The 21,593-nt window shown below is 66.6% G+C and carries 21 protein-coding genes; 11 read left to right on the top strand and 10 right to left on the bottom strand.

Annotation, left to right across the window (positions count from 1 at the left end; all coding sequences use genetic code 11):
- Positions 1–90: 90 nt before the first annotated feature.
- Both ACIBG5_RS05020 and ACIBG5_RS05015 read left to right on the top strand, forming a co-directional pair.
- Positions 91–699: a hypothetical protein gene (locus tag ACIBG5_RS05020; protein WP_396390188.1), complete on the top strand. Its 609-nt coding sequence runs from the start codon at positions 91–93 to the stop codon at positions 697–699.
- A gap of 36 nt (positions 700–735) precedes the next feature.
- On the top strand, positions 736–1,131 hold the full coding sequence (locus tag ACIBG5_RS05015) for a hypothetical protein (RefSeq protein WP_396390187.1): 396 nt from the start codon (positions 736–738) through the stop codon (positions 1,129–1,131).
- On the opposite strand, the gene ACIBG5_RS05010 is transcribed toward ACIBG5_RS05015, so the two are convergent.
- The gene (locus ACIBG5_RS05010) at positions 1,113–1,883 is read right to left on the bottom strand and encodes a hypothetical protein (protein WP_396390186.1); all 771 of its coding nucleotides are present in this window, start codon (positions 1,881–1,883) and stop codon (positions 1,113–1,115) included. The genes ACIBG5_RS05015 and ACIBG5_RS05010 overlap by 19 nt on opposite strands.
- Positions 1,884–1,901: 18 nt before the next feature.
- On the opposite strand from ACIBG5_RS05010, the gene ACIBG5_RS05005 reads away from it, so the two are divergent.
- Complete coding sequence (locus tag ACIBG5_RS05005) at positions 1,902–3,584, top strand: DUF4132 domain-containing protein (RefSeq protein WP_396390185.1); 1,683 nt, start codon at positions 1,902–1,904, stop codon at positions 3,582–3,584.
- A 420-nt stretch (positions 3,585–4,004) separates the two neighbouring features.
- Here the strand turns inward: ACIBG5_RS05005 and ACIBG5_RS05000 are convergent, their stop codons facing one another.
- Positions 4,005–4,958 (bottom strand): hypothetical protein, encoded by a 954-nt coding sequence (locus ACIBG5_RS05000; protein WP_396390184.1) that lies wholly within the window; start codon positions 4,956–4,958, stop codon positions 4,005–4,007.
- An 879-nt stretch (positions 4,959–5,837) separates the two neighbouring features.
- Between ACIBG5_RS05000 and ACIBG5_RS04995 the strand changes: the two genes are divergently transcribed.
- A complete protein-coding gene (locus tag ACIBG5_RS04995) occupies positions 5,838–6,548 on the top strand; it encodes an exonuclease domain-containing protein (protein ID WP_396390183.1) in 711 nt (236 codons plus the stop codon).
- A 14-nt stretch (positions 6,549–6,562) separates the two neighbouring features.
- On the opposite strand, the gene ACIBG5_RS04990 is transcribed toward ACIBG5_RS04995, so the two are convergent.
- Both ACIBG5_RS04990 and ACIBG5_RS04985 read right to left on the bottom strand, forming a co-directional pair.
- The gene (locus tag ACIBG5_RS04990) at positions 6,563–7,453 is read right to left on the bottom strand and encodes a phosphotransferase (protein WP_396390182.1); all 891 of its coding nucleotides are present in this window, start codon (positions 7,451–7,453) and stop codon (positions 6,563–6,565) included.
- Positions 7,450–8,835 (bottom strand): helix-turn-helix domain-containing protein, encoded by a 1,386-nt coding sequence (locus ACIBG5_RS04985; RefSeq protein ID WP_396390181.1) that lies wholly within the window; start codon positions 8,833–8,835, stop codon positions 7,450–7,452. The genes ACIBG5_RS04990 and ACIBG5_RS04985 overlap by 4 nt, the downstream gene beginning before the upstream one ends.
- A 371-nt stretch (positions 8,836–9,206) precedes the next feature.
- Between ACIBG5_RS04985 and ACIBG5_RS04980 the strand changes: the two genes are divergently transcribed.
- Positions 9,207–9,467 (top strand): hypothetical protein, encoded by a 261-nt coding sequence (locus ACIBG5_RS04980; RefSeq protein ID WP_396390180.1) that lies wholly within the window; start codon positions 9,207–9,209, stop codon positions 9,465–9,467.
- A gap of 25 nt (positions 9,468–9,492) precedes the next feature.
- Complete coding sequence (locus ACIBG5_RS04975) at positions 9,493–9,822, top strand: hypothetical protein (RefSeq protein ID WP_396390179.1); 330 nt, start codon at positions 9,493–9,495, stop codon at positions 9,820–9,822.
- A gap of 400 nt (positions 9,823–10,222) precedes the next feature.
- Here ACIBG5_RS04975 and ACIBG5_RS04970 read toward each other — a convergent pair whose 3' ends face one another.
- Complete coding sequence (locus ACIBG5_RS04970) at positions 10,223–11,572, bottom strand: acyl-CoA dehydrogenase family protein (RefSeq protein WP_396390178.1); 1,350 nt, start codon at positions 11,570–11,572, stop codon at positions 10,223–10,225.
- A 98-nt stretch (positions 11,573–11,670) separates the two neighbouring features.
- Between ACIBG5_RS04970 and ACIBG5_RS04965 the strand changes: the two genes are divergently transcribed.
- The 4 genes from ACIBG5_RS04965 to ACIBG5_RS04950 are packed head-to-tail and all read left to right on the top strand — an operon-like array spanning position 11,671 to position 15,900.
- The gene (locus ACIBG5_RS04965; protein ID WP_396390177.1) at positions 11,671–12,411 is read left to right on the top strand and encodes a TetR/AcrR family transcriptional regulator; all 741 of its coding nucleotides are present in this window, start codon (positions 11,671–11,673) and stop codon (positions 12,409–12,411) included.
- Positions 12,408–13,685: an acetyl-CoA C-acetyltransferase gene (locus ACIBG5_RS04960; protein WP_396390176.1), complete on the top strand. Its 1,278-nt coding sequence runs from the start codon at positions 12,408–12,410 to the stop codon at positions 13,683–13,685. Before ACIBG5_RS04965 ends, ACIBG5_RS04960 begins: the two co-directional genes overlap by 4 nt.
- Positions 13,686–13,694: 9 nt before the next feature.
- Entirely contained in the window at positions 13,695–15,041 is a 1,347-nt protein-coding gene (locus ACIBG5_RS04955) for a 3-oxoacyl-ACP reductase (RefSeq protein WP_360446255.1), read from the top strand.
- A gap of 1 nt (position 15,042) precedes the next feature.
- Positions 15,043–15,900 carry a MaoC/PaaZ C-terminal domain-containing protein gene (locus ACIBG5_RS04950; protein WP_396390175.1) on the top strand — a complete coding sequence of 286 codons (858 nt, stop codon included), beginning with the start codon at positions 15,043–15,045 and terminating at the stop codon, positions 15,898–15,900.
- Here ACIBG5_RS04950 and thrS read toward each other — a convergent pair.
- Positions 15,866–17,101 (bottom strand): threonine--tRNA ligase, encoded by a 1,236-nt coding sequence (gene thrS, locus ACIBG5_RS04945; protein ID WP_396390173.1) that lies wholly within the window; start codon positions 17,099–17,101, stop codon positions 15,866–15,868. The genes ACIBG5_RS04950 and thrS overlap by 35 nt on opposite strands.
- 199 nt (positions 17,102–17,300) lie before the next feature.
- Here thrS and ACIBG5_RS04940 point away from each other — a divergent pair, with 199 nt between their 5' ends.
- Positions 17,301–18,173: an alpha/beta fold hydrolase gene (locus ACIBG5_RS04940; RefSeq protein ID WP_396390172.1), complete on the top strand. Its 873-nt coding sequence runs from the start codon at positions 17,301–17,303 to the stop codon at positions 18,171–18,173.
- Here ACIBG5_RS04940 and ACIBG5_RS04935 read toward each other — a convergent pair.
- The 4 genes from ACIBG5_RS04935 to ACIBG5_RS04920 all read right to left on the bottom strand — a co-directional run bounded on the left by ACIBG5_RS04935 (position 18,160) and on the right by ACIBG5_RS04920 (position 21,463).
- A complete protein-coding gene (locus tag ACIBG5_RS04935; protein ID WP_396390170.1) occupies positions 18,160–19,056 on the bottom strand; it encodes an RNA polymerase sigma-70 factor in 897 nt (298 codons plus the stop codon). The two genes, ACIBG5_RS04940 and ACIBG5_RS04935, sit on opposite strands and share 14 nt — an antisense overlap.
- Positions 19,057–19,089: 33 nt before the next feature.
- Positions 19,090–19,473 carry a DoxX family protein gene (locus ACIBG5_RS04930; protein ID WP_396390169.1) on the bottom strand — a complete coding sequence of 128 codons (384 nt, stop codon included), beginning with the start codon at positions 19,471–19,473 and terminating at the stop codon, positions 19,090–19,092.
- A gap of 101 nt (positions 19,474–19,574) precedes the next feature.
- Entirely contained in the window at positions 19,575–20,414 is an 840-nt protein-coding gene (locus tag ACIBG5_RS04925; RefSeq protein ID WP_396390168.1) for an acyl-CoA thioesterase, read from the bottom strand.
- A gap of 134 nt (positions 20,415–20,548) precedes the next feature.
- Positions 20,549–21,463: a proteasome assembly chaperone family protein gene (locus tag ACIBG5_RS04920; protein WP_396390166.1), complete on the bottom strand. Its 915-nt coding sequence runs from the start codon at positions 21,461–21,463 to the stop codon at positions 20,549–20,551.
- Between the last annotated feature and the right edge of the window lie 130 nt (positions 21,464–21,593).

Genomic DNA, 21,593 nt, shown 5'->3' with positions numbered 1-21,593 from the left:
CCGACGCCCCGCAACCTCCAGGCGACCCAGACCTGCTGTAGCTTCACCGAAGAGTTCGGGTCTACGAGCATGCTGGAAGGGAAACCTCAGATGGCCAGCTTCGGAACACCGGACAAGACGGAGGGTTCAGGCAGGACCTGGTGCTCTGTGGTCGCGGCACAGTACCGGTCAACCCTCGACGACCTGGCCATCACCCTGCGCGGCTGTCCAGATGAGCTGTGGGACGCAAGCATCTACGAGGTAAAGAAGACCGACCAGTGGGCGTGGCCTCCAACGGATCGTCACGGGCAGCCGTTCGATGACCCAGCGGTCCGCGAGCGCAAGCTCCAGGCCACCTCCGCCGTCTGGCGAACTACCTCCCACGCGCTCTGGTTCACCGACGTCGACCTGTCGACCATGGAGACTGACTGGGCACCGCCGGCCCCGTTCTCGCCGGGCGACGAGGAAGCGTACGTCGTTCCGCCCCGGTACTCGCGCGAAGCGGTGTTCGGCTACCTCGGCCACTGTCGGCGGAAGGTCGACAGACTGTTCGGTGACCTGACCGATGATCAGGCCGCCGCACAACTCCCCCGTCCGCACCGAAACGGCGGGACGTCGCTCGCGGCCGTCCTCATCCAGGGCGTGGTCCACCTCCAGCTTCACTCCACCCAGATCCGCACATTCCTCAGAAGCCGGGGCCTCCGCTGCGAAGACGAGTGAGCCCCGGATGAGCGGTTGTCTGCTTATGCTTCGTCGGTGTCGATCACTGTGAAGATCATCGATGTGTCGGGTACTGGCCGGGTCGGTGCGACGACGATGCTGGAGGGGGTTTCGAGCAGGATCGCGCTTCGCGATCTTGTGCGGACACGTGTTCGGGATGAGGTGGCGCGTTTCAATGCTGCTCCGGAGCCGGTGTTCACCGGTTTGGTGATGCCCGAGGGAGGAGTGGCGACCGAAGAGGGCTTCCGGTTGCCGAAGCACCGGCCGCTCGATTGGGAGCGGCAGGCTGATCGGGCGATCGAGGCATTCGAGCGCAACGGGTTCTTCGTCCTGGTCGACGACCGGCAGATGACCGAACTCGACGAGGAACTCGAGCTGGCTGCGGACTCCGACATCCGTTTCGTCCGCCTTGTTCAGCTGGTCGGTGGCTGAGCGTGGCGCAGGCAAGCGATGGTGTGCCTGACCGGAGCGATGGTGAGGCCGCCACGATGGTGGTGGCTGCGCTGCAGGCCCTCAACGGTCAGTCCTGGACACCCGGGCCGGAAGCTCGGGCGCTGCCGCAGGTTCAAGAGATCCTGCAGGGCTCGGACGCACTTCGGCGGGAGTGCATTCTCAGCGTCTTCGACCGCATAGACAGTTATCGCAGCGTCCAACTGCTGTCGGTGATCGCGCGGAAGCGCGTCGAGCTGTCGGCGGAGCACATCGAGCGGTTGCTGACTCCGCCGCTTGCGCAGCTCGAGCAGCTGTGGTGGTGGAACAGCGAGTGCCTCCGCCTGATGAGCCGCCACATCGAGCACGCCCACGCTGCGCTGTCCGGCGCGGAGCAGGACCGGCTGAAACCACTGCTCGGGCGTGCGGCCGAAGGGGTTCGAGACGCAGCCACCGCGACCAGGCTGCGCAAGCTCGTAAGGCCCGGTGATGGGATCCGCGTCGACTTGATCGACGAGGGTGACGACATCGGCCCTCGGCTGCGAGCCGCGTTCGAGACGGCCGACGAATCGATCGGCACGCGTGCGACGGCGCTCGATCTCGTTGCGGCGTATCCCCCAAGCGGTCGACCCTCGAAGAAGTGGCTCGCCGAGGCCGGCCGCGTACGCGGCCAGTTGTCCCGGCCCGCGGCTCTGGTCGGCGCGCTCCTCGATGCTGCCCTCGACGCGGCCGAGACCGACACGGAGCACAGCCACGGCGATCGGGTCTACACCGTGACGCGATACGCCACCGCAGGCAACGAGGCCTTCCTGTGTGGAGTTGTCGCGATCGCGGGGCTTCTCGGGGATCCGGGGCTCCTGCCGCAACTACGGCGCCTTGCCAGCAAAAGTGTAACCGTGATCGGAGGTCAGTTCGGCAATCCACGAAGCCTGCGACTCGCCAATGCATCAGCGCAGGCGATGGCCGATATCGGCGCCCCTGCGTCGATCACCGAGTTGCTCGCGCTCGAGCGCTCCGTTCGGCACGGGACGCTGCTGAAGCAAATCCGTAAGGCCATCGACGCGCTGGCCGCCGCGCAGGGAATGACACGCGAGGAGCTACTGGAACGCGCCGTCGAAACACATGACCTCGACAAGGATGGCGAACGCCGCGTATCGCTGTCGCGGGGGTCCGCCTTGATCGTCGTGGACGGACGAACGGCATCACTTGTCTACGTCGACGAGAACCAGACGCCACGGAAGTCGGTTCCGGCGGATGTGAAGCAGACTGATGCCGAAACGCTTGCTGCGATCCGCGGCGACCTGAAGGCGATCCGCAAGACGATCGCCGGCGAGCGCCTGCGGCTCGACGGGCTGATGTCCCTCGACCGCCGCTGGCCGCTCGACGACTGGCGCACCTGGTACCTGGACCATCCGATCACCGGTCGACTGACACGCACGCTGGTCTGGGCGTTCAGCACACCGCAAGGAGACAGCGTCGTCGGAATCCCACGCGATGCCGCGACCGCGATCACCAGTTCGGGCCTGCAGGTCGCGATTCCGCTTGATGCGGAGGTGCGGCTTTGGCACCCGATCCACGCGACCGCTGACGAGGTTCGCTCCTGGCGAGCCCAGCTGCTCGAGCAACAGGTCGTTCAGCCACTCAAGCAGGCGTTCCGCGAGCTCTATGTGCTCACGCCCGCCGAGGAGCAGACCCGCGTGTACTCGAACCGCTTCGCCAGCCACATCTTCGGCCAGGTCCAGGCTCGCGCGTTGATGAAAGGGCGTGGGTGGACGCCGGTCGCCGTCGCGTGGTGGGACGACGGCATCGACCACGGAGTCGCCCGCCGAACGTTCGCCACCGCCGGGATCCGTGCTGAATTCTTCTTCGACCCGATCCTCGATCACCAGCCGACCGCGAGCGATCTCTACCCATACTGCACCAGCGATCAGGTGCGATTCGTCGATATCCACAGCGATGACTCGATCGAACTCGCCGATGTGCCGCCACTCATCCTCACCGAAGCGATGCGTGACGTCGACTTGTTCGTCGGGGTGACATCGATCGGAGCCGATCCGGAGTGGCTCGACCGCGGAGCAGACCACCGCTTCGAGGCGTACTGGCATACCTACGGCTTCGGCGAACTGTCCGCTGCAGGCGAGATCCGCCGCGACGTCCTCGAGCAACTCGTACCGCGTCTTGCCATCGCCGACCGGTGTGAACTCGAGGATCGATACCTGAAAGTGCGCGGCGACCTACGCACATACCGCATCCACCTGGGAAGCGGCAACATCCTCATGTCACCGAACGACCAGTACCTCTGTATCGTCGCCGCCCGCGACCCCCGAGCCGGCAAGCTCTTCCTTCCCTTCGACGACGACCCCGTTCTCAGCCTGGTGCTCAGCAAGGCGTTCCTGCTAGCGAACGACACCGGGATCAAAGACACCACGATCACCGCCCAAATCAACCGCCACTAACTCCCACACCAATCGACTCCCACCCTCCACCCATCGAGCCACACCGCGGCTCAACAGTGCAGCCCGCAACTGCCGCAGCCGCCGCCACCTCGTGCCCCCATCCGCACCCACGGGCAGTCGACACGCACGCCGCAGCACGCAAACCGCGGGCGAGTGCCCACTGCAACACTCTGACCGCGGCAGAGCCGTGTGATCAGCAGAAGATTTGTTGTTCCATGTCCTGAGGCCGATCGGGTGCGCGCCCAGCGGCATGGGCTCGAGCCTCCGCCGTGCAACTCCGCGAACACCTCCGCGTGCTCGTCGACTAACAGGCCGATCGCGTCCAAGCGAACAGGCGCCCCTGAAGAGCGCCTTGCTGGGGGATGTCCCATTGCTCTGTTGGCACGCAACCGCGTCGATGGGCCGGCAACGGACTACTTCTCATCCGCGCGAGTCCTTATGGTGGCCATCACCTCGCGTACAATCGCCAACTTTTGGCTGAAAAGCGGGTCCAGGAGCGAAACTGATGTCACAGCGACCCCAGACGATGCAAAAGAAGGTCAGCCCACCGCCCAGTGCACCATCGACCTCGATTCCGGACGATCGCAGGGCGACAACCACAATCAATGGAATCGCGCCGATCAGGAGTGATTTGACTATCTGACTTGCCACGATCAAACGCTGGGCGCCGGTCAGTGGCGGCAAGTGCGACTCTGGAAGCTCATCATAATGTCCGGACAAGAGTACAACGCCAATGTTGATCGAGACTGCCGATAGCTGCGCTGCCGTATCTGATTTGGGAAGCGCAACCCAGATCTCCATCGATTCCAGTGAGTCAGCGGCACCTCCGCACCGCGCACTGAAGATGGCGCGCTGCGCAGGACTCGGAAGTAGGATCGAGCCCGGCAGGCCAGACCGCGTGAGCCTGGACGCTCGATGTAGCGCCTTCACTACCTCGGAACGCCTCCGGTGGCTGGTGAACGGCTCCGGCCTGGACAGGAAGTCCACGACACGGACGAGTTCGTGCAGTGCGTACACATGCGGCATCCGCATCTCAGCCCGGCGATTCCTGATCGAGACCCATATCAAGCCGAACACGAACGCGGCACCGATCATGTAACCGTAGAAAGCGAAGAAGATGAGTAGCACCGCAGAGAAGCTGCGCTCATCCTGCAACAGGACCGCGGACAACTCTCCGCGGCCGACTCCGCGCGGCAGCAGCAGGAATCCAACCGTACCGGCGAGGCCGAACAGAGCCGTCAGCGTGGTGGCTACTGCGACGAAGGACGGCAGGGCTCCGAGTGCGAGGGCAGCGCAGATGCCTGACATCGCGAGAGCCAGACAAGCGGATCCGAGGACGATGTACCGCAACTCTGTCCTGTCGACGAGCGCCAACGGTAGCCAGCACGAGGCGATCAGTACGATCGCTGCACACGCCGCACTCCTAGCAGTGCGAGCCTGGCGACACACGAGATCTTCGGCGACCTGCCTCGCACAACAAAGTAGTGATTCTTTACCTCACGACAGTCACTGCCCGGGTACTTGATCTTGAGGGCTCGCTCGAACATGAGCCAGCTTCTGTACCAGTGCTCCAGAGTGCGGCGTGCGCGGCGACTGGCTCGCGGTGTGGGATCTACCAAATACGCAAAGAGGTTGAAGATCCATCTCATGGGTCGAAGAAGGTGACGGAGCCCCTCGGCAATCCCTTTTTGTCCAACAGGTAGGTCTGGCAGTGAGCCTCCTTGCCCGGGGTACCGCGCTCCCGGTGCGATTCGACCATCAGTTGCGTGATCCCCAACGCTTGTCATTGGCTCCCCCACGTCCCCCGAAGCCTGGCCCCAATTCCTGGCCATGGCCACCTGACGGTTGTATCGCGTAGCGTCAACACATCGTTACCTGATCCCTGAGGAACAGGTCTGAGCTGTCAAAAGCGGACAATTCGCGTCCATACCAACGCAATCCAGAGCATGTTCGAGCACTACTCAAACAGTTGAGCCAAGCGGCCAGTTGGCCCGCCCACCAGTGCAACGCTTCGCGGGACCCTCCCATGCACACATGCGGCTAGCTACAGGTCTGGCATGGCATCACCGGCCGTACTCGGTCGATGGACCTCAAAGATGATGGTGCAAGTCGGCTGAGCCTCGAGCACCGGTGTTTGTCCTGCCTTGCACCCTGTGAAGCAGCTCGAGGCCAGCCAGATGCTGCGTGCGAAGACCCGCTGGAGGCCAGCGACGCGCGTGTTCGGATGCAGCCGCGGAGCTGCCGGCGGCAGACTTGGAGTTGCTCGACATGTCCACAGCGCAGAACGACGTACACGTTGGCCTGCGCGGCCGTTCGAACATCGGAGGGAGGCGGCGAGCAGTGGAGCAAGCTAATGACTTGTGGACAGCGTTCGAGTACGCCGTCGTCGATGTCGAGGGCAACGGACAGCGGCCCCCGGACCTGGTCGAGATCTCGATTGTCCCGATCAAGGGCGGCTTGATCGGCCCTGCGAAGAACTGGCTTGTTCGCCCGCCTAGGCCGATCACACCGATGGCGCGACGCTTCCACAAGATCACCGACGACCGGCTCGCAGACGCACCAACTGTTGCCGACATCGAAGAAGAACTGCGCCACGCACTGAGTGACAAGGTGTTCGTCGCCCACAACGCCGGCGTCGATCTCGCCGTTCTCGGACGCGAGCTGCCGGGTGTCCAACCCGCGCGCGCCCTGGACACCCTCAAGCTCGCTCGGCGATTGCTCCCCGGCCGCACTTCCTACAAACTCGGCGCGCTTGTCGACGCGTTCGGCCTAGCCAGAGGCCTTCCAGCCGACTTGATGCCGCACCGTGCGACCTACGACGCGCTGGTCTGCGCCCGACTCCTCTCCCATCTCGCAACGCCTCCCGGCCGCGAGCCGCTTTCACTCCTCGAACTGCTGGATGCCACAGCTGGTAAGGCGATGACGGACACCGCAGCGGATGAACCAGCCGCGACCCTCTTCTAGACCGGTGCCTACAACTACTTGTAGCGGTGCCACAGTTCGTTGGCACCCGATCTGAGAGTGGCCAGCCGATGCGCGTGGACCTTGGCGATGTCGGGACGGTTGCGGAGGTCGGTGATGACGCTGGTGACGAGGACCAACTCTCGGATGCGACTGAGGGTTGGCCAGGACGGGAGGGTGGTGACGTCTAGGCCGTACGTGGTGGCTAGGGCTTCGTGGTCTTGGATCGCACCGAAGCGTAGAGCGCTTACAGCGGCGACAACCAGGTCGTACGCGAGAGGGCCGATGCTGGTGCCGTCGAAGTCGCAGAGGACGAAGCGGCCGGTGGGTTCACGTAGGAGGTTGCCGATGTAGGCGTCGCCGTGGAGTAGGCCCATCTGGAGGTCAGGGGTGAGGGCGCTGTAGTCGGCTTCGATGTTGGCCCATTGTCGGGACAGCCAGGCGTGGTCGTCGGCGGTGAGTCCATCGGCCATGGCAAGGCGACTACGGGCACTGCTGAACGGGTCCCACGGCTTGAGGCCGGGCATCGGCTCGAGTTTGCGCCAGGCGAGTAGTGGTGCTGCCAGCTCGGCGCCGGTCCATGCGGGGTTGCTGGCTTCGAGGAGCTGCCAGATTGTGGCCGAGTAGTTCTCGAACAGGACGGGCTGGGTCAGACCTGGCGCGAGCCTGACTGCCGGCGCTTCGTGGTGCTCCAGCCAGGTGGCGATTCGGACTACGTGGTCGGCCCGTTGGCTGGCTAGATCGCCGGCTCCGAACCTGACGACAACGCCTTGGTTGGGAAGCCGGTAGACGGCGTTGTTGGTGTACTTGATCAGCTCGGCTTCGTCCGGCAGGAGGCCTGCTTCTTGGCAGAGGCCCTTCAGGGCGTGCTTAAGCCGCTGGTCGAGCTCTGAGGACAGGTTGGTCATGCTGTGAGTGCCTTCGGCGCGGTTGTGCGGACGGATTCGATCTGGTGTAACAGGTCCACGGCGTCGGAGTTGTCGGAGTGTTGTGAGGCTGCGGTGCCGATCTCGGCCAGGCGGCTGAGTCCGCGGCCGCTGCGGAGATGTTGCGCTTCATTGATCACGTCACGAGCGACGTCGATGCCGACGTCCAGTTCGTTCGTACGCAGGAGGTTGGTCGACAAGATGATCCGATCGAACGTCCGACTTCGGCGTGACCTGTCGGGGCCGGATTCTGCGATTGCTTGCTGCGCGAATGCGACGGCGCGTACGGCGTACTCGCGGGCTTGCGCATCGTCCTTCGCGTAACTCGACAGCGAGTTGTACACGAGCGCCTGATGTCCGGTGTAGTCGCCTGGCGTGAAGTACAGCGTCGTCCACGGAGAGACCCGACGCCTATCGGCACGTCCCATCTCGTGTTCCGCACGAGCGAGAGCCTCGACGACGTGATCGTGCTTGCCCAGCATCGCGTAGGCCAGCGCCTCGTTGGCGTGCAGTCTTGCGACCTCGGCTGGATCGCCCGCGTCCTGTGCTGCGAGTTGGCCGAGCTGCAGCATCTTCAACGCCTCAACGGGTTGAGCTTCCTGCATGCTGACCCGACCGAGCCGGTACAGAATTGACGCAGCCAGCGAGGGCTCGTCGGCGTCTTTCGCGAGTACGAGAGCGTTCATCAGGAAGCGTCTTGCGGCAGCTTGGTCGCCGATGTCATGGAACGACCATCCGACCATGCTGCTGAAGTCCGCGAGGGACACCTTGAGGTCTCGGTGCGTGCGCTGGTCGGCGGTGGAATGGATCATCCGTCGTGCGTAGCCGTAAAAGCCACGGGCAGCGTCGACCGCCGCTCCCCCGCCGTAGCGCTGATCGAGTTTCCGGAGTTCTGCTGTCATCGACACGACTTGATCGACGTCGGATTCAGTGATCGTCGGAGGCACGGCGGCGACGCTGCTGGGGAACTCCGGCAGCCACTTCCGAGCATGGTCGTTCACCGAGCCGAACGCCACGCTCGCCACCGCGCCGGCGAAGTTTCTGCGATCTTCGCTGGTCAATTCGTGCGACTCGTCGGCCGCCGCTTGGGCGGTCGAGCTGTACGCAAGCCCCATCCTTCCTCGCGGAATCTCGAGCGCGTCCGCGATGCGCTCCAAGACGTCGTACGCCTTGACCTGGCGGCCGTTGAGGATCTCCGAGACCTCACCCTGAGACTGGTATGTCCGGGCGCCAATCTGCGTCTGGCTCCAGCCATGCCGCTGGAGCCAGCGGAAGATGCCAGCCACGTCGCGAGATGCCAGGACAGGACGCAGCTCCGAGCTGTCCCACCACGAGGAGTCGAGCAGCGGCTGCGTTGCCGTCATCGTCACTCCTTGTCCCTAGGCGGCTCTGTGAAGTTAGCCCGCGCGCATCCGCTCCGTCTATTGGCATCGCCGATAGGTCGCCTCGATGAGCACAGCCGGTGGTGGAAGTTGCCGCCACAGCGCCATGGTGTGAATACAGAGCGTTACAACACACCGACGAAGGACACCCACCATGACGACGCCACTGTTCATCGTGATCTGCCTGGCTGCGGGGCTGACGATCGCGATGCTCACCGATCTGTTCCGAGACCTGTCCGGCCGGAACGAATGACGTGGCGGCCGGACAAATGACCAGCACGCCTCGAAGTACAGATCGCCACCAACTGAGCAGCGCCGTGCGGGCGTACGGCTACATCCGGAAGCATTTCCTGATGAACGAGACGGAGTTCGCGAAGGCTCGGAAGCTCATCGTCGAAGCCGCTCGGACTCGTGGTGTGGAGCTCGTGGCGATTCACGTCGAGGAGATCGAGACATCGCCAGAGGCGTTCCACGATCTGCTCGCGGTCGTGATGCAGGACGCACAGCGAATGATCATCACGCCCGACATCCACCACCTCGAGGTAGCCGGCGACCCATCGGTAGTACGACAGCGCCTTGAGTCCAACGGCATCACGATCGTGGCCGGCGACTAGACACCGCGGCCGTAAGGAACGACTGGTGCACATGTCTGCGACCCCAGCCCTCGGATTCATCTCCATGTCCTTTGTACGCAACCCCGGCGAACTCCTCGCCATCCACCGAGAACTGCTGGCGCTCGCAATCGAGCACGGGCTTCACCTCACCAAGGTGTACGTCGAAGAGCCGGGACCGCCCAGCGCGGCGTTCGACCTCCTCGAATCGCTCCTGGAGTCCGACGGACAGCCGCTCGTTGTGCCGACACTGCACCACCTCGCCGGCCTCGGCCATCCGGTTCAGATCCGAGACCACCTCCGCCAATGCACCCACGAGGTTCTGATCGCCGCCAAGCCGGCGGAGCGGACGTGCTGAGGGGACGTCCCTCGTTCTCCTCAAGTCCCCTGCACTCCGCGTCCGTTCCGCCGTTCCACCGGAGCGCAACCCGATCACCTCACCACGTCGGGATTGTGTTCCTGCCCCAAAGCAGGCGCTGGCCCCTGAGCGGACGCGGCGTCACGCACGCCCGCGTGCAGTCGCAACGGCGCGCCCAGCGGGCTCCGTCCAGGGTCTCCTCGGCTAGCACGGTCGGTCTGCCACCACCACGGAGCGGTCGCCCGCGCGGCAGCGGGCACCGCGGGCGGCAGCCCGCCGATCGCCGGCGGGAGCCGGCAAAGGGAAGGACGGCGATAAGCCGGGGGCGGGTGGGAGCGCGCGTAGCAGGCGCGGGAGGAGCGAAGGGACGAAGCGCCTGCGTCGCGCGCGTGGGTCGGACCTACCTGATCCGCATGCCGGAGATGGCTCGGGCTATTACCAGGCGCTGGATCTCCGACGTACCTTCAAAAATCGTGTAGATCTTGGCGTCTCGGTGCATGCGTTCTACGGGGTACTCGCGGGTGTAGCCGTTGCCGCCGAGGATTTGGATGGCTTCTTCGGTGACCTTGACGGCTACCTCGCCGGCCTTCAGCTTCGCCATGGAGCCTTCGCCGTGCTGGTAGTCGGGGGTTTCGCCGCGCATCAGGGCCGACGACATGTTGGCGGCGCGCCAGACCAGCAACCGGGCGGCGTCGATCTCGAGGGCCATGTCGGCGAGTTTGAAGGCGATGCCCTGGTTGTCGATGATCGGGCGGCCGAACTGTTCGCGGGTCTTGGCGTACTCGAGGGCCACCTCGTACGCCGCGCGCGCGATGCCGATCGCCTGGGCGCCGACCAGGTGGCGGGTCATCTCGAAAGTGGCCATCGAAGCGTTGCGCCCTTGCTGGCCGGCGGCGGGCACCCGAGCGCGCTGGCCCGCGGCCTCGCGAGCGCGGGCCAGGCGGGCGTCCAGCTTCTCCTTGCCCCCGAGAACGTTCTCGGCCGGGATGCGCACGTTGTCGAAGAAGACGTCGGCCGTGTGTGACGCGCGCAGGCCGTGCTTGCGCAGCTTGGTCCCCATCTCCAGCCCGTGCACCTCGGACTTGGGTACGACGAACGCCGCCTGCCCCTTCGTCCCGAGCGACGGGTCGACGGTGGCGACGACGACGTGGATGTCCGCGATGCCGCCGTTCGTCGCCCAGGCCTTCTGCCCGTTGATGACCCACTCGTTGGTCACCGAGTCGTACGTCGCCCGCGTACGGATCGCGGACACGTCAGAACCCGCACCAGGCTCCGACGAGCAGAAGGCGGCTACACGTACGTCGTCAGGTGTCCCGTAGCAGCGCCCCATCCACTGGCTCCACTGCTCAGGGGTGCCGTTGGAGAAGATCGCGGACGATGCCAGACCGGTGCCCTTGAGTGACATCGCGATGCCGGCGTCGCCCCAGAACAGTTCCTCGTGGACCAGCGGCATCAGTAGGCCGGTCGGGTCGACGAAGAGGTTGACGTTCATGTCGAGGCCGTACAGGCCGATCTTCGCGGCCTCCTGGATGATCGGCCACGGCGTCTCCTCACGCTCGTCCCACTCGGATGCGGCGGGGCGGATGACGTCGGCGGCGAAGGCGTGGGTCCAGTCGCGGATCTCCCGCTGATCGTCGTTGACGGCGAGCGAGAAGGTGCTCCAGCCGGGCTTGGATCGCTCGGCGCCGAGCTCTCCGGCAAGCGTCATCACGTTGGCGGACAGGGTGGGCGCGGACTTCGGGTCGGTCATCAACATCCTCCGGCGGCAAGAAGCAGACAAGCCAGATGTTACCGACGAGTGTAACCGTCGTTTGCACCGGGGGGCACCCCTGTGACTAAGATCGTTCCATGAGCTCCGCGCTGCTCGCGATCGGACGCCGCCGCACCACGGCGGAGCGCCGGCGCGACCGGGAGCGGGACATCATCCGGGCCACCCGCGAACTGTTCGACGAGCGGGGCACGATCGACGCCCAGATCGACGATATCGCCAAGCGGGTCGGGATCAACAAGGCCCTGATCTACCGCCATTTCGCCGGCAAGGAGGAGTTGTTCGCGCTCACCCTGGTCGACTATCTCGGCGAGCTCGACGAGCGGCTGGCCCAGGTCGACAACCCCCGGCGGGCGCCGCTCAATCGATTGAAAGCGCTCAGTGAGGTGTTCGTCGACTTCTGCCTGGAGTTCCCGGCCTTCGCCGACTGCGCGATGAGCCTGCTGCGGCGGACCGGTGACGAACTGTTCGGCGAGATCACCGAGCCGGTGATGACCAAGCTCGGTACGGCGATGGCCTCGGCGCTGGAGCGGATCTCGGCGATCCTCGAGGCCGGCCAGCGGACCGGGGTGTTCGACGACGTCGACAGCGACTACCTCGCCAACCATCTGTACACGCAGACACTCGGTTCGTTGCACATGGCAAGGGTCGGGTTGATCGTGTCGAGCGGCCGGCCCGGACATCCGGTCGTGCATCATGCCGATGTCGGCACCGTCCGGTCGACCGCGATCACCGCCACGCTCGCAACCGCCGTAGGCCGCAAGGCGCTCAACGGCAAGAAGACAACCCCGCGCTCCACCAGAGCAGGAGAGAAATCGTGACCGAGACCCGCAGAGTGGCCGTTGTCGCCGGCAACAGGATCCCGTTCGCCCGCCAGGACAAGGCCTACCGGCACGCCTCGAACTCCGACATGCTCGCGGCCGCACTGAACGGCCTGGTCGACCGGGCCGGCCTCGGCGGCCAGGAGGTCGGTGAGGTGGCGGCCGGCGCGGTGCTGAAGCACGCCCGCGACTGGAACCTGGTCCGCGAGGTGGTTCTCGGGTCCAAGCTCGCCCCGACCACCCCGGCGTACGACATCCAGCAGGCGTGCGGCACCGGGCTCGAGGCGGCCATCCTGGTCGGCAACAAGATCGCTCTCGGTCAGATCGACGTCGGCATCGCGGGTGGTGTCGACACCGCGTCCGACGCGCCGATCTCGGTCAACGACCGGCTGCGCAGCATCCTGCTCGACCTGAACCGGGCCAAGAGCTTCCAGGACCGGCTCAAGGTCCTCGCGCGGGTCCGTCCGAAGGACGTCGTACCCGAGATCCCCCGGAACGCCGAGCCGCGGACCGGCAAGTCGATGGGCGACCACGCGGCACTGACCGCGCTGGAGTGGGGTATCACCCGCGAGGACCAGGACGAGCTCGCGTACCGCTCCCACGTCAACCTGGCGAAGGCGTACGACCGCGGCTTCCAGCAGGACCTGATCACGCCGTACCTCGGTCTCGAGAAGGACCAGAACCTCCGCGCGGACACGTCCCTGGAGAAGCTCGCCAAGCTCAAGACGGTCTACGGCAAGGGCGAGACCGCGACGATGACGGCCGGCAACTCGACACCGCTGACCGACGGCGCGTCGACCGTGCTGCTGTCGACCGATGAGTGGGCCACCGAGCACGGTCTGCGGCCGCTCGCCTACCTCACGCACTCGCAGACCGCCGCGGTCGACTACGTGAAGGGTGCCGAGGGCTTGCTGATGGCCCCCGCGTACGCGGTACCGCGGATACTCGCCCGGGCCGGTCTGACCCTGCAGGACTTCGACTACTACGAGATCCACGAGGCGTTCGCGTCGCAGGTGCTGGCCACCCTGAAGGCGTGGGAGGACCCGATCTTCTGCAAGGAGCGGCTCGGCCTGGACGCGCCGCTCGGCGAGATCGACCGGGACAAGCTGAACGTGAACGGCAGCTCGCTGGCCGCGGGCCACCCGTTCGCGGCGACCGGCGGGCGGATCGTCGCCGCGCTGGCCAAGCAACTGAACGAGAACGGCGGTGGGCGGGGCCTGATCTCGATCTGCGCCGCCGGCGGCCAAGGCGTCGTCGCCATCCTCGAGAAGTAGGAGCAGAGAATGACGGATCGCTACCAGACCTTCACCCGCACGCCGCTCGGCCAGACGCTGGTGAAGAACCTGGGTCTGCCCGACCCGACGCCGCTGCCGCGCTGGACCGAGGGTTCGCCGGTGATCGACGGGCCGGTCGTGTTCGGCGCGATCTCCGAGACCGACGCCGGCAAGGCGATCCAGGCCCTGCTGCGGGATATCGGGGCCTCGTTCAGTACGGCGACCGAGGGCGTCGCGTCGAGCGAGATCCGGCCGAAGGCACTTGTCTTCGATGCCACCGGCGCGACGTCGACAGCTGAGCTGACGAGTCTGCAACGGTTCTTCTCCCCCGTCATCCGTCAGCTGGCGCCCGCCGGCCGGGTGATCGTGATCGGACGTACGCCAGAGCTCGCGCACTCGACCGAGCAGCAGATCGCCCAGCGCGCTCTCGAGGGCTTCACGCGCAGCCTCGGCAAGGAGGTGAAGCGTGGCGCCACCGTCAACCTCGTGTACGTCGCTCCGGACGCGCACGAGCAGCTGGACTCCACGCTCCGCTTCTTCCTCTCCCCCAAGTCCGCGTACGTCGACGGCCAGGTCGCGCGGGTCGGGACCGGACCGCTGGTGAGCAACGACCCGGGTCACCCGCTGGCCGGGAAGGTCGCACTCGTGACGGGCGCTGCGCGTGGAATCGGCGCGTCGATCGCCGGCACACTGGCCCGGGACGGCGCGACCGTCATCGGCGTCGATGTACCGCAGAACGCGGACGCGCTGCGCAAGGTGATGTCCAGGATCGGCGGCAGCGAACTCCTCCTCGACGTGACGGCGGTCGACGCCGCGCAGCGGATCGCGGCGCACGCGCAGGAGCAGCACGGCGGACTCGACATCGTCGTCCACAACGCAGGCATCACGCGCGACAAGCGGCTCGCGAACATGCGGACGGACGCGTGGGACGCCGTACTCGATGTGAACCTGCGCGCGCCGGAGCGAATCACCCAGCATCTGCTCGAGTCCGGAGCCGTCAGGGACGGTGGCTCGATCATCGGGGTCGCCAGCATCGCCGGGATCGCGGGCAACAACGGCCAGACGAACTACGCGACCTCCAAGGCCGGGGTGATCGGCCTGGTCCAGGCGTTCGCGCCGAAGCTGACCGAGCGGAACATCCGCATCAACGCGGTCGCACCGGGCTTCATCGAGACCGAGATGACCGCCAAGGTCCCGTTCACGATCCGCGAGGTCGGCCGCCGGATCAACTCGCTGCAGCAAGGTGGGCAGCCGATCGATGTGGCCGAAACGATCGCCTGGTTCGCCGATCCCGCGTCGGCGGGCGTGACCGGCAACGTGGTCCGCGTCTGCGGCCAGAGCATGCTGGGCGCATGACATGCCGACCCGACGGTACGACGACACGCCCGGGTTCGGCTCGCTCTACGCCCGGACCGTGAAGGCGACGCTGCGGCGAGCGGACTACGAGCCGGACGCGGACGGTCTGATGCTGGAGCTCCCGCGGTCGGCGATCGATCAGGACCACCTGTCGGCGTACCGGGATGTCACCGGGTTCCCGGCAGGTCCGGCGCTTCCGGCGACGTACCCGCACGTCCTGGCGTTCCCGCTGCACCTGGACCTGATGTCCGATCCATCGTTCCCCTACAAGCCGATGGGGATCGTGCACCTGTCCAACACGATCACGCAGCGGCAGCCACTCCCGATCCACACAGAGCCCGCGATCCGCGTGCACAGTACGCCGGAACGCCCGCACCCCAAGGGCACGGTCTTCGACGTGATCAGCGAGGTGAGCGTCGACGGTGAGGTGGTGTGGACGGACCTCACCACCCTGCTCAGCCGCTCGTCCGGGGACGAGTCCGTGCAGGTCGACCTGTTACCGGACCCCGAGCTCGCCCCCGCGGCATGGTGGGACCTGCGCGGCAACCTCGGCCGCCGGTACGCCGCCGCGTCCGGCGACCGGAACCCGATCCACCTGTTCAAGCTGACCGCTCAGGCGTTCGGGTTCCCGCGCCAGATCGCGCACGGCATGTGGGCCAAGGCCGCCGCGCTCGCCTCCATCGAGCGCGCCGGGAAACTGCCGGACGCCTTCACTGTCCGCGTCGACTTCCGCAAGCCGCTGCTGCTCCCGTCACGTGTGCAGTTCGGGTTCAAGGACACCGGCAAGACGACCGACTTCGCGCTGTACGACGAGCAGCACGAACTCACTCACCTGATCGGACAGCTGCAGGCACACTGAGCTTCGCGATCCGGCCGAGCACTTCGCCGATCGGTGCGGCCTCGTGCTGCTGACCACCGCGTTCCCGGATCGCCAGCGACCCGGCGTCCGCTTCACGAGCACCGATGACGGCCTGGTACGGCGCCAACCGGTTCTCCCGGATGCGGGCACCGAGACTGCCCTCGTCGGCGTGCGCGACCTCGACCCGCAGGCCGCGCTGTGCCGCGCGCCGAGCGACGTCGATCGCGACCTGCTCCTCGTCGTCGGAGATCGGGAGTACGACGAGTTGTACCGGAGCCAGCCAGGCCGGGAACGCCCCGCCGTGCACCTCGATCAGCTGCGCGACGGCGCGCTCGATGCTGCCGACGATCGCCCGATGCACCATCACCGGCCGGTGCTTGTTGCCGTCGGCACCGATGTACTCGAGGCCGAACCGCTCCGGCTGGTGGAAGTCGATCTGGACGGTCGACAGACTGGACTCCCGGCCGGCCGAATCCTCCATCTGGATGTCGATCTTCGGGCCGTAGAACGCGGCGTCGCCGGGCGCCTCCTCGTAGTCGACGCCCGCGTCCTTCAGTACGTCGCGCAGGAGATCCGCGGAATGCGCCCAGCTCTCGGCAGCACCGACGTACTTGCAGTCGGGGCTGTTGAAGTCGGCGTCCTCGGACGGCAACGCGAGGACGTAGCGGGACGGACTGATGCCCATGTCGCGGTACGCCTGGTTGATCAGTTCGAGCGCACTCGCGGCCTCCTCCTCGACCTGGTCCAGGCGGCAGAAGATGTGCGCGTCGTTGAGCTGCATGGCACGGACCCGGTTCAGGCCGCCGATCGCGCCGGACAACTCGGAGCGGTACTGACCGCCGAGCTCGGAGTAGCGGAGCGGGAGTTCGCGGTAGCTGTGGGCTCTGGATCGGTACATCAGCGCGTGGTGCGGGCAGATGCTCGGTCGCAGTACGAGCTGCTCGTTGCCGACGTCCATCGGCGGGTACATGTCGTCGCTGTACTTCTCCCAGTGACCGGAGATCTCGTACAGCTCTCGCTTGGCGATCACGGGCGAATAGACCTGCTGGTAGCCGGCTCTTCGCTCCACTTCGGCGATGTAACTCTCCAAGGCGTGGCGGATCGCGGCACCGGCGGGCAGCCAGTACGGAAGGCCGGCGCCGATCAGCGGGTCAGAATCGAACAGGCCGAGTTCACGGCCGAGCTTGCGGTGGTCGTACATCTCAGTGGCTCCTTCACGAGGTGGGGCGAGGACCACGGAGCACAACAAAGCCCCGGGGCACACGCCCCGGGGCTTTGTCAGACAGTCAGGTGTCAGCGCGCCGGGACGGACTCCGGCGTCGTCTCCACTACCGCGCGCTTGAACATGCTTCAACCGTAGCAGACCCCCACGGGGCTTCCGCACGATTTACCTTTGAGCCATGACCGCCGAGTTGCTCACTCTCGCCGACGGGCGGACCCTCTCGGTGTGGGAGGGCGGATCGCCTGAAGGGTCCCCGATCGTGTTCCACCACGGGACGCCGTCCGGACGGCTCCAGGCGGTGCTCGGTGCCGAAGCCGCTGCCCGGCATCACGTTCGGCTCGTGTCCTTCAACCGCCCGGGGTACGGCGACTCGACCGATACACCACCGAGTCTCGCGTCGGTCGGTGTCGACACATTGCGGGTGGCCGACGCTCTCGGCCTCGCGGAGTTCGCCGTACTGGGGGCGTCCGGAGGTGGGCCTTATGCGCTGGCTGCCGGGCTTGCTGATCCAGGCAGGGTGCGGGCGGTCGGGCTCGCCGCCGGCATCGGTCCGTGGCGGCTGATCGAGTCGACCGAGAGCACCGATCCCGACCTGCCGCTGCTCGCACTCGCTGACGCCGGCGACGTGGACGGCGCGCTGGACGGGTTCCGGGCGCAGGGCCGCGTCGCCTTCGACCGTATGCTCACACTCGCGGACGAGTCGATGATCGACGAGTTCTTCCGCGGCGCACCGGCGGCCGACCTCGGCTGGCTCGACGACGACGCCCGACGCCACTGGGCTGCCGACGTACGCGACGCCCTTCGCACGTACGACGGGTATGCGCGGGACAATGTCTCCTGGGGAGGCCCGTGGGACATCGATCCCACTCGGCTGGAGGTCCCCGCCTACCTCTGGTACGGCGCGGAGGACCGCCTCGTTCCTGCGTCCCATGGTCAGTGGCTGGCCGCCCGCATTCCGACATCCACCGTCGTCATCCATCCCGGCGAGGGGCATGGCGGAGCCATCTTCGGGCACTGGGACGAGATGTTCGCCGGCCTTACCGGAGGGTGAGTGGGGTCTCGGATTCCACCCGGGACAGCTTCTCCGGGTTGCGGACGTAGTACACGCCGGTGATGCGGTCGTCGTCGACGCGGATGGCCATGACGCCGTCGAGCTCGCCGTCCAAGCGGAGGACGAGTCCCGGACTGCCGTTGACCACGGTGGGTTCACTGGTGAGCGTGGCTGGTGTCTTGCCGATGCCGCCGAGGATGTAGCGGATTGCCTTGTCGGCGCCGACGACCGGTCGCAGCCCGGCCTGCTTGAGGCCACCGCCGTCGCCGATCAGGACGACATCGGGGGCAAGCACGTCCAGAAGACCCTGCAGGTCCCTGGTTTCGATAGCGCGCTGGAAGGACTGCAAGGCAGCCTTGGTCTGGCGCTGCGATACGGCGGCGCGCGGCCGGCGGGCATCGACGTGCTGTCGGGCGCGATGCGCGATCTGGCGAACTGCCGGCGGGGTCTTGTCGACGGCGGCCGCGATCTCGTCGTAGCTGACGTCGAACACCTCGCGCAGTACGAAGACAGCACGCTCGGTCGGCGTGAGTGTCTCGAGGACGAGCATGAGCGCCATCGACACGCTCTCCGCGAGTTCGACGTCCTCGGCCACGTCCGGCGTGGTGAGCAACGGCTCCGGGAGCCACGGGCCGACGTACGCCTCCTTGCGGCGCTTCATCGTGCGCAGCCGGTTGAGCGCCTGCCGGGTGGTGATCCGGACCAGGTATGCGCGCTCGTCGCGGACCTCCTCCGGGTCGACCTTGACCCAGCGCAGCCAGGTCTCCTGGAGGACGTCCTCGGCGTCGGCCGCCGACCCGAGCATCTCGTAGGCCACGGTGAAGAGCAGGTTGCGATGGGCAACGAAAGTCTCGGTCGCCCGGTCGGCGGCGTGGTCGCTCATCCTTCGCTCCTCATGTTCGTGGCCGGCCCGGCGTCAGCCGGTGAAGGGCTCGAGGCTGAAGCGACCGAGCGCGATGAAGGCCGCCAGCACGAGGTAGACCGAGTTCAGCATGACGAACTTGTACTGATCAAGCCGACCGTGGGTGATCATCGCACCGATCATCAGCGCCACCCAGCAGACCGCCGTCACCGGCACCATCACCGGTGCGATGTCGACGATGGCGGGCAGGAGCAGGCCGACCGCGGCCAGGAGCTCGAGGATCCCGAGGCTCTTCACGAAGCCGGCACCCGAGTGCCCGGTCCACTCCCCACCGTTGTGCGCGGCCAGCTTCTCCTTGGGGACGAACGTCTTGCTGATGCCGCCGGTCAGCGCGACTGCTGCCAGCAGTCCGGCAGCGATCCACAGAACGAGGTTCACGATCTCTCCTTGCCTTGTCTCGGGGTTCGGCCACAAGACACCGCGTCGTCGATCGTTGTGACGGCGCGTGAGACAGATCACTCGACAGGCGTGGAGACGTACTACTCGCTGAGGTCCAGGCCGACGGGACGGATGAGGCCTTCCTGGGCGACCGAGGCGGCCAGCTGGCCCGACTCGGTGTAGAGGCGGCCGGTGGCGAACCCCCGGGCATTGGACGCGGACGGGGATGCCTGGTCGTACAGGAGCCAGTCGTCGGCGCGGAACTCCCGGTGGAACCACAGAGCGTGGTCGAGAGACGCCGGCTGGATCCGGCGGTCGCCGATGATGATGCCGTGGGGCAGGAGGCTGGCGCCAAGGAGGGTCAGGTCGCTGGCGTAGGCCAGGACGCACGCATGGAGGGCGCGATCGTCGGGAAGCTTGCCTGCGGCACGGATCCAGAACTGACGACCGCTGAGGCCGGCCAGGCGTACGTCGAGCGCCGCCCACTCCTTGTCCCAGTCGGCGGCCTTGCGGCCCGAGCGTGCTTCGAGGACAGTCGCCAGCCGCGGCGCCTCCTCCGGCGGGACCAGATCCTCCGGCATCGGGTCCTGATGGTCGAGCCCCGGTTCCGGCCGCTGGAACGACGCGGACATGTAGAAGATCGGCTTGCCGTGCTGCGACGCGACCACCCGCCGGCTGCTGAACGTTCCGCCGTCCCGCGTCGGCTCCGGCCGGTAGATGATCGGTACGGCGGTGTCCCCGGCACGCAGGAAGTAGCCGTGCAACGAGTGCACCACCCGCTCGGGATCGACCGTCCGGCTCGCCGCTGCGAGCGCCTGACCGAGCACCTGGCCGCCGAACACGCGTTGCAAGGAGGTCTCCGGCTGACGGCCGCGGAACAGGTCGACCTCGATCATCTCCAGGTCGAGCAGCTCGACCAGATCCTCCAGCGACTCAGGCATGCCTCATCCTGACAGGCCCCGGCCCGAATCCCGCTGTGGAACCGGTCACGCGGACAAGAACCGGGGGCCTCGGACAGGCTATTTCCTGTCCGAGGTCCCCGGATCATGTACGCACCGCCGGCGTGGGGAGGTGGTCAGTCCTCGTCGTTGCGGTTGAGCTCGGCCAGGAACTGCTCGACCTCGGCGCCGAGCTCCTCCGCGGACGGCGTGGAGCCGGCCAGGAGGCTGCCACGGCTGACCGAGCCGGCGGCGGCGTCGTACTGCGTTTCGAGCGCGTTCACTACCGCGGACGCGTCCTCAGAGGCCTCGACCTGCTCATCGACCAGCCGGCCGGTGACGGCGGCCTCGTCGAGCAGAGCCTTGCTAGGGAGCAGCAGGCCGGTCGCGGCGGAGACCGCGTGCACCAGCGCCAGCGCGGCGCCCGGGAAGCGGTTCTCGGCCAGGTAGTGCGGCACGTGGACCGCGAAACCCATCGCGTCCTTGCCGGCCTCGCCGAGCCGCACCTGCAGCATCGTGCCGGCGCTCGCCGGAAGGCGCATCTCGCCGTCCCAGATGTTCGAGCGGGTGACCAGCTCGGGCCGCGTCGCGTGCGCGGTCAGGCCGAGCGGACGGGTGTGCGGGACGCCCATCGGGATGCCGTGGACGCCGACCGTGAGCGTCACGTTGTAGCGCTCGATCAGCTGCCGGACCGCGCCGGCGAACCGGTCCCAGTGGTTGTCCGGCTCGGGGCCCTCGAGCAGCAGGAACTCGACCCCCGCGTCATCCTTCAGCAGGTGCACGCTCAGCCGCGGCGGCGTGTAGTCGATGAATCGGTCCTCGGCGAACGTCACCTCAGGCCGCCGGGCCCGGTAGTCGTGCAGGAGGTCGATGTCGAACCGCGCGAGCAGCCTGTGGTCCAGCACCTCGAGCAGGTGGTCGGCCGTGACTCGGCCTGCCTGACCCGCGTCCATGAACCCGTCCAGCGAGTGCACCAGAACCTTCGGCGTCGCCGCCGCGCCGGTCGCCACCGACTCGTCGACGATCTCGTAGAGGTCGTCCGGTCGCAGCATCGTCGTTCTCCTTCACATCTGGCCAACAGGGCGGGTAGGCCCATCTATCCTGCCCTCTCCACCTCACAACGCCCGACCTCGGGCCCACATTCCGGTGCTCGCGATCTTTCAGCTTCTTCCAAGATTCGGC

It is taken from the genome of Kribbella sp. NPDC050241 (assembly GCF_044459685.1).
Classification (GTDB): Bacteria; Actinomycetota; Actinomycetes; order Propionibacteriales; family Kribbellaceae; genus Kribbella.
The sequence above is the reverse complement of the archived record's forward strand: the minus strand, read 5'-3'. Positions and strand labels throughout refer to the sequence as shown.

Excerpts from the sequence above, each read along its gene's own strand:
- ACIBG5_RS05020 (WP_396390188.1), top strand. The coding sequence starts at position 91 with ATGGCCAGCTTCGGAACACCGGACAAGACGGAGGGTTCAGGCAGGACC.
- ACIBG5_RS04990 (WP_396390182.1), bottom strand. The coding sequence starts at position 7,453 with ATGACCAACCTGTCCTCAGAGCTCGACCAGCGGCTTAAGCACGCCCTG.
- ACIBG5_RS04985 (WP_396390181.1), bottom strand. The coding sequence starts at position 8,835 with ATGACGGCAACGCAGCCGCTGCTCGACTCCTCGTGGTGGGACAGCTCG.
- ACIBG5_RS04980 (WP_396390180.1), top strand. The coding sequence starts at position 9,207 with ATGAACGAGACGGAGTTCGCGAAGGCTCGGAAGCTCATCGTCGAAGCC.
- ACIBG5_RS04970 (WP_396390178.1), bottom strand. The coding sequence starts at position 11,572 with ATGACCGACCCGAAGTCCGCGCCCACCCTGTCCGCCAACGTGATGACG.
- ACIBG5_RS04965 (WP_396390177.1), top strand. The coding sequence starts at position 11,671 with ATGAGCTCCGCGCTGCTCGCGATCGGACGCCGCCGCACCACGGCGGAG.
- ACIBG5_RS04955 (WP_360446255.1), top strand. The coding sequence starts at position 13,695 with ATGACGGATCGCTACCAGACCTTCACCCGCACGCCGCTCGGCCAGACG.
- ACIBG5_RS04950 (WP_396390175.1), top strand. The coding sequence starts at position 15,043 with ATGCCGACCCGACGGTACGACGACACGCCCGGGTTCGGCTCGCTCTAC.
- thrS (WP_396390173.1), bottom strand. The coding sequence starts at position 17,101 with ATGTACGACCACCGCAAGCTCGGCCGTGAACTCGGCCTGTTCGATTCT.
- ACIBG5_RS04940 (WP_396390172.1), top strand. The coding sequence starts at position 17,301 with ATGACCGCCGAGTTGCTCACTCTCGCCGACGGGCGGACCCTCTCGGTG.
- ACIBG5_RS04935 (WP_396390170.1), bottom strand. The coding sequence starts at position 19,056 with ATGAGCGACCACGCCGCCGACCGGGCGACCGAGACTTTCGTTGCCCAT.
- ACIBG5_RS04925 (WP_396390168.1), bottom strand. The coding sequence starts at position 20,414 with ATGCCTGAGTCGCTGGAGGATCTGGTCGAGCTGCTCGACCTGGAGATG.
- ACIBG5_RS04920 (WP_396390166.1), bottom strand. The coding sequence starts at position 21,463 with ATGCTGCGACCGGACGACCTCTACGAGATCGTCGACGAGTCGGTGGCG.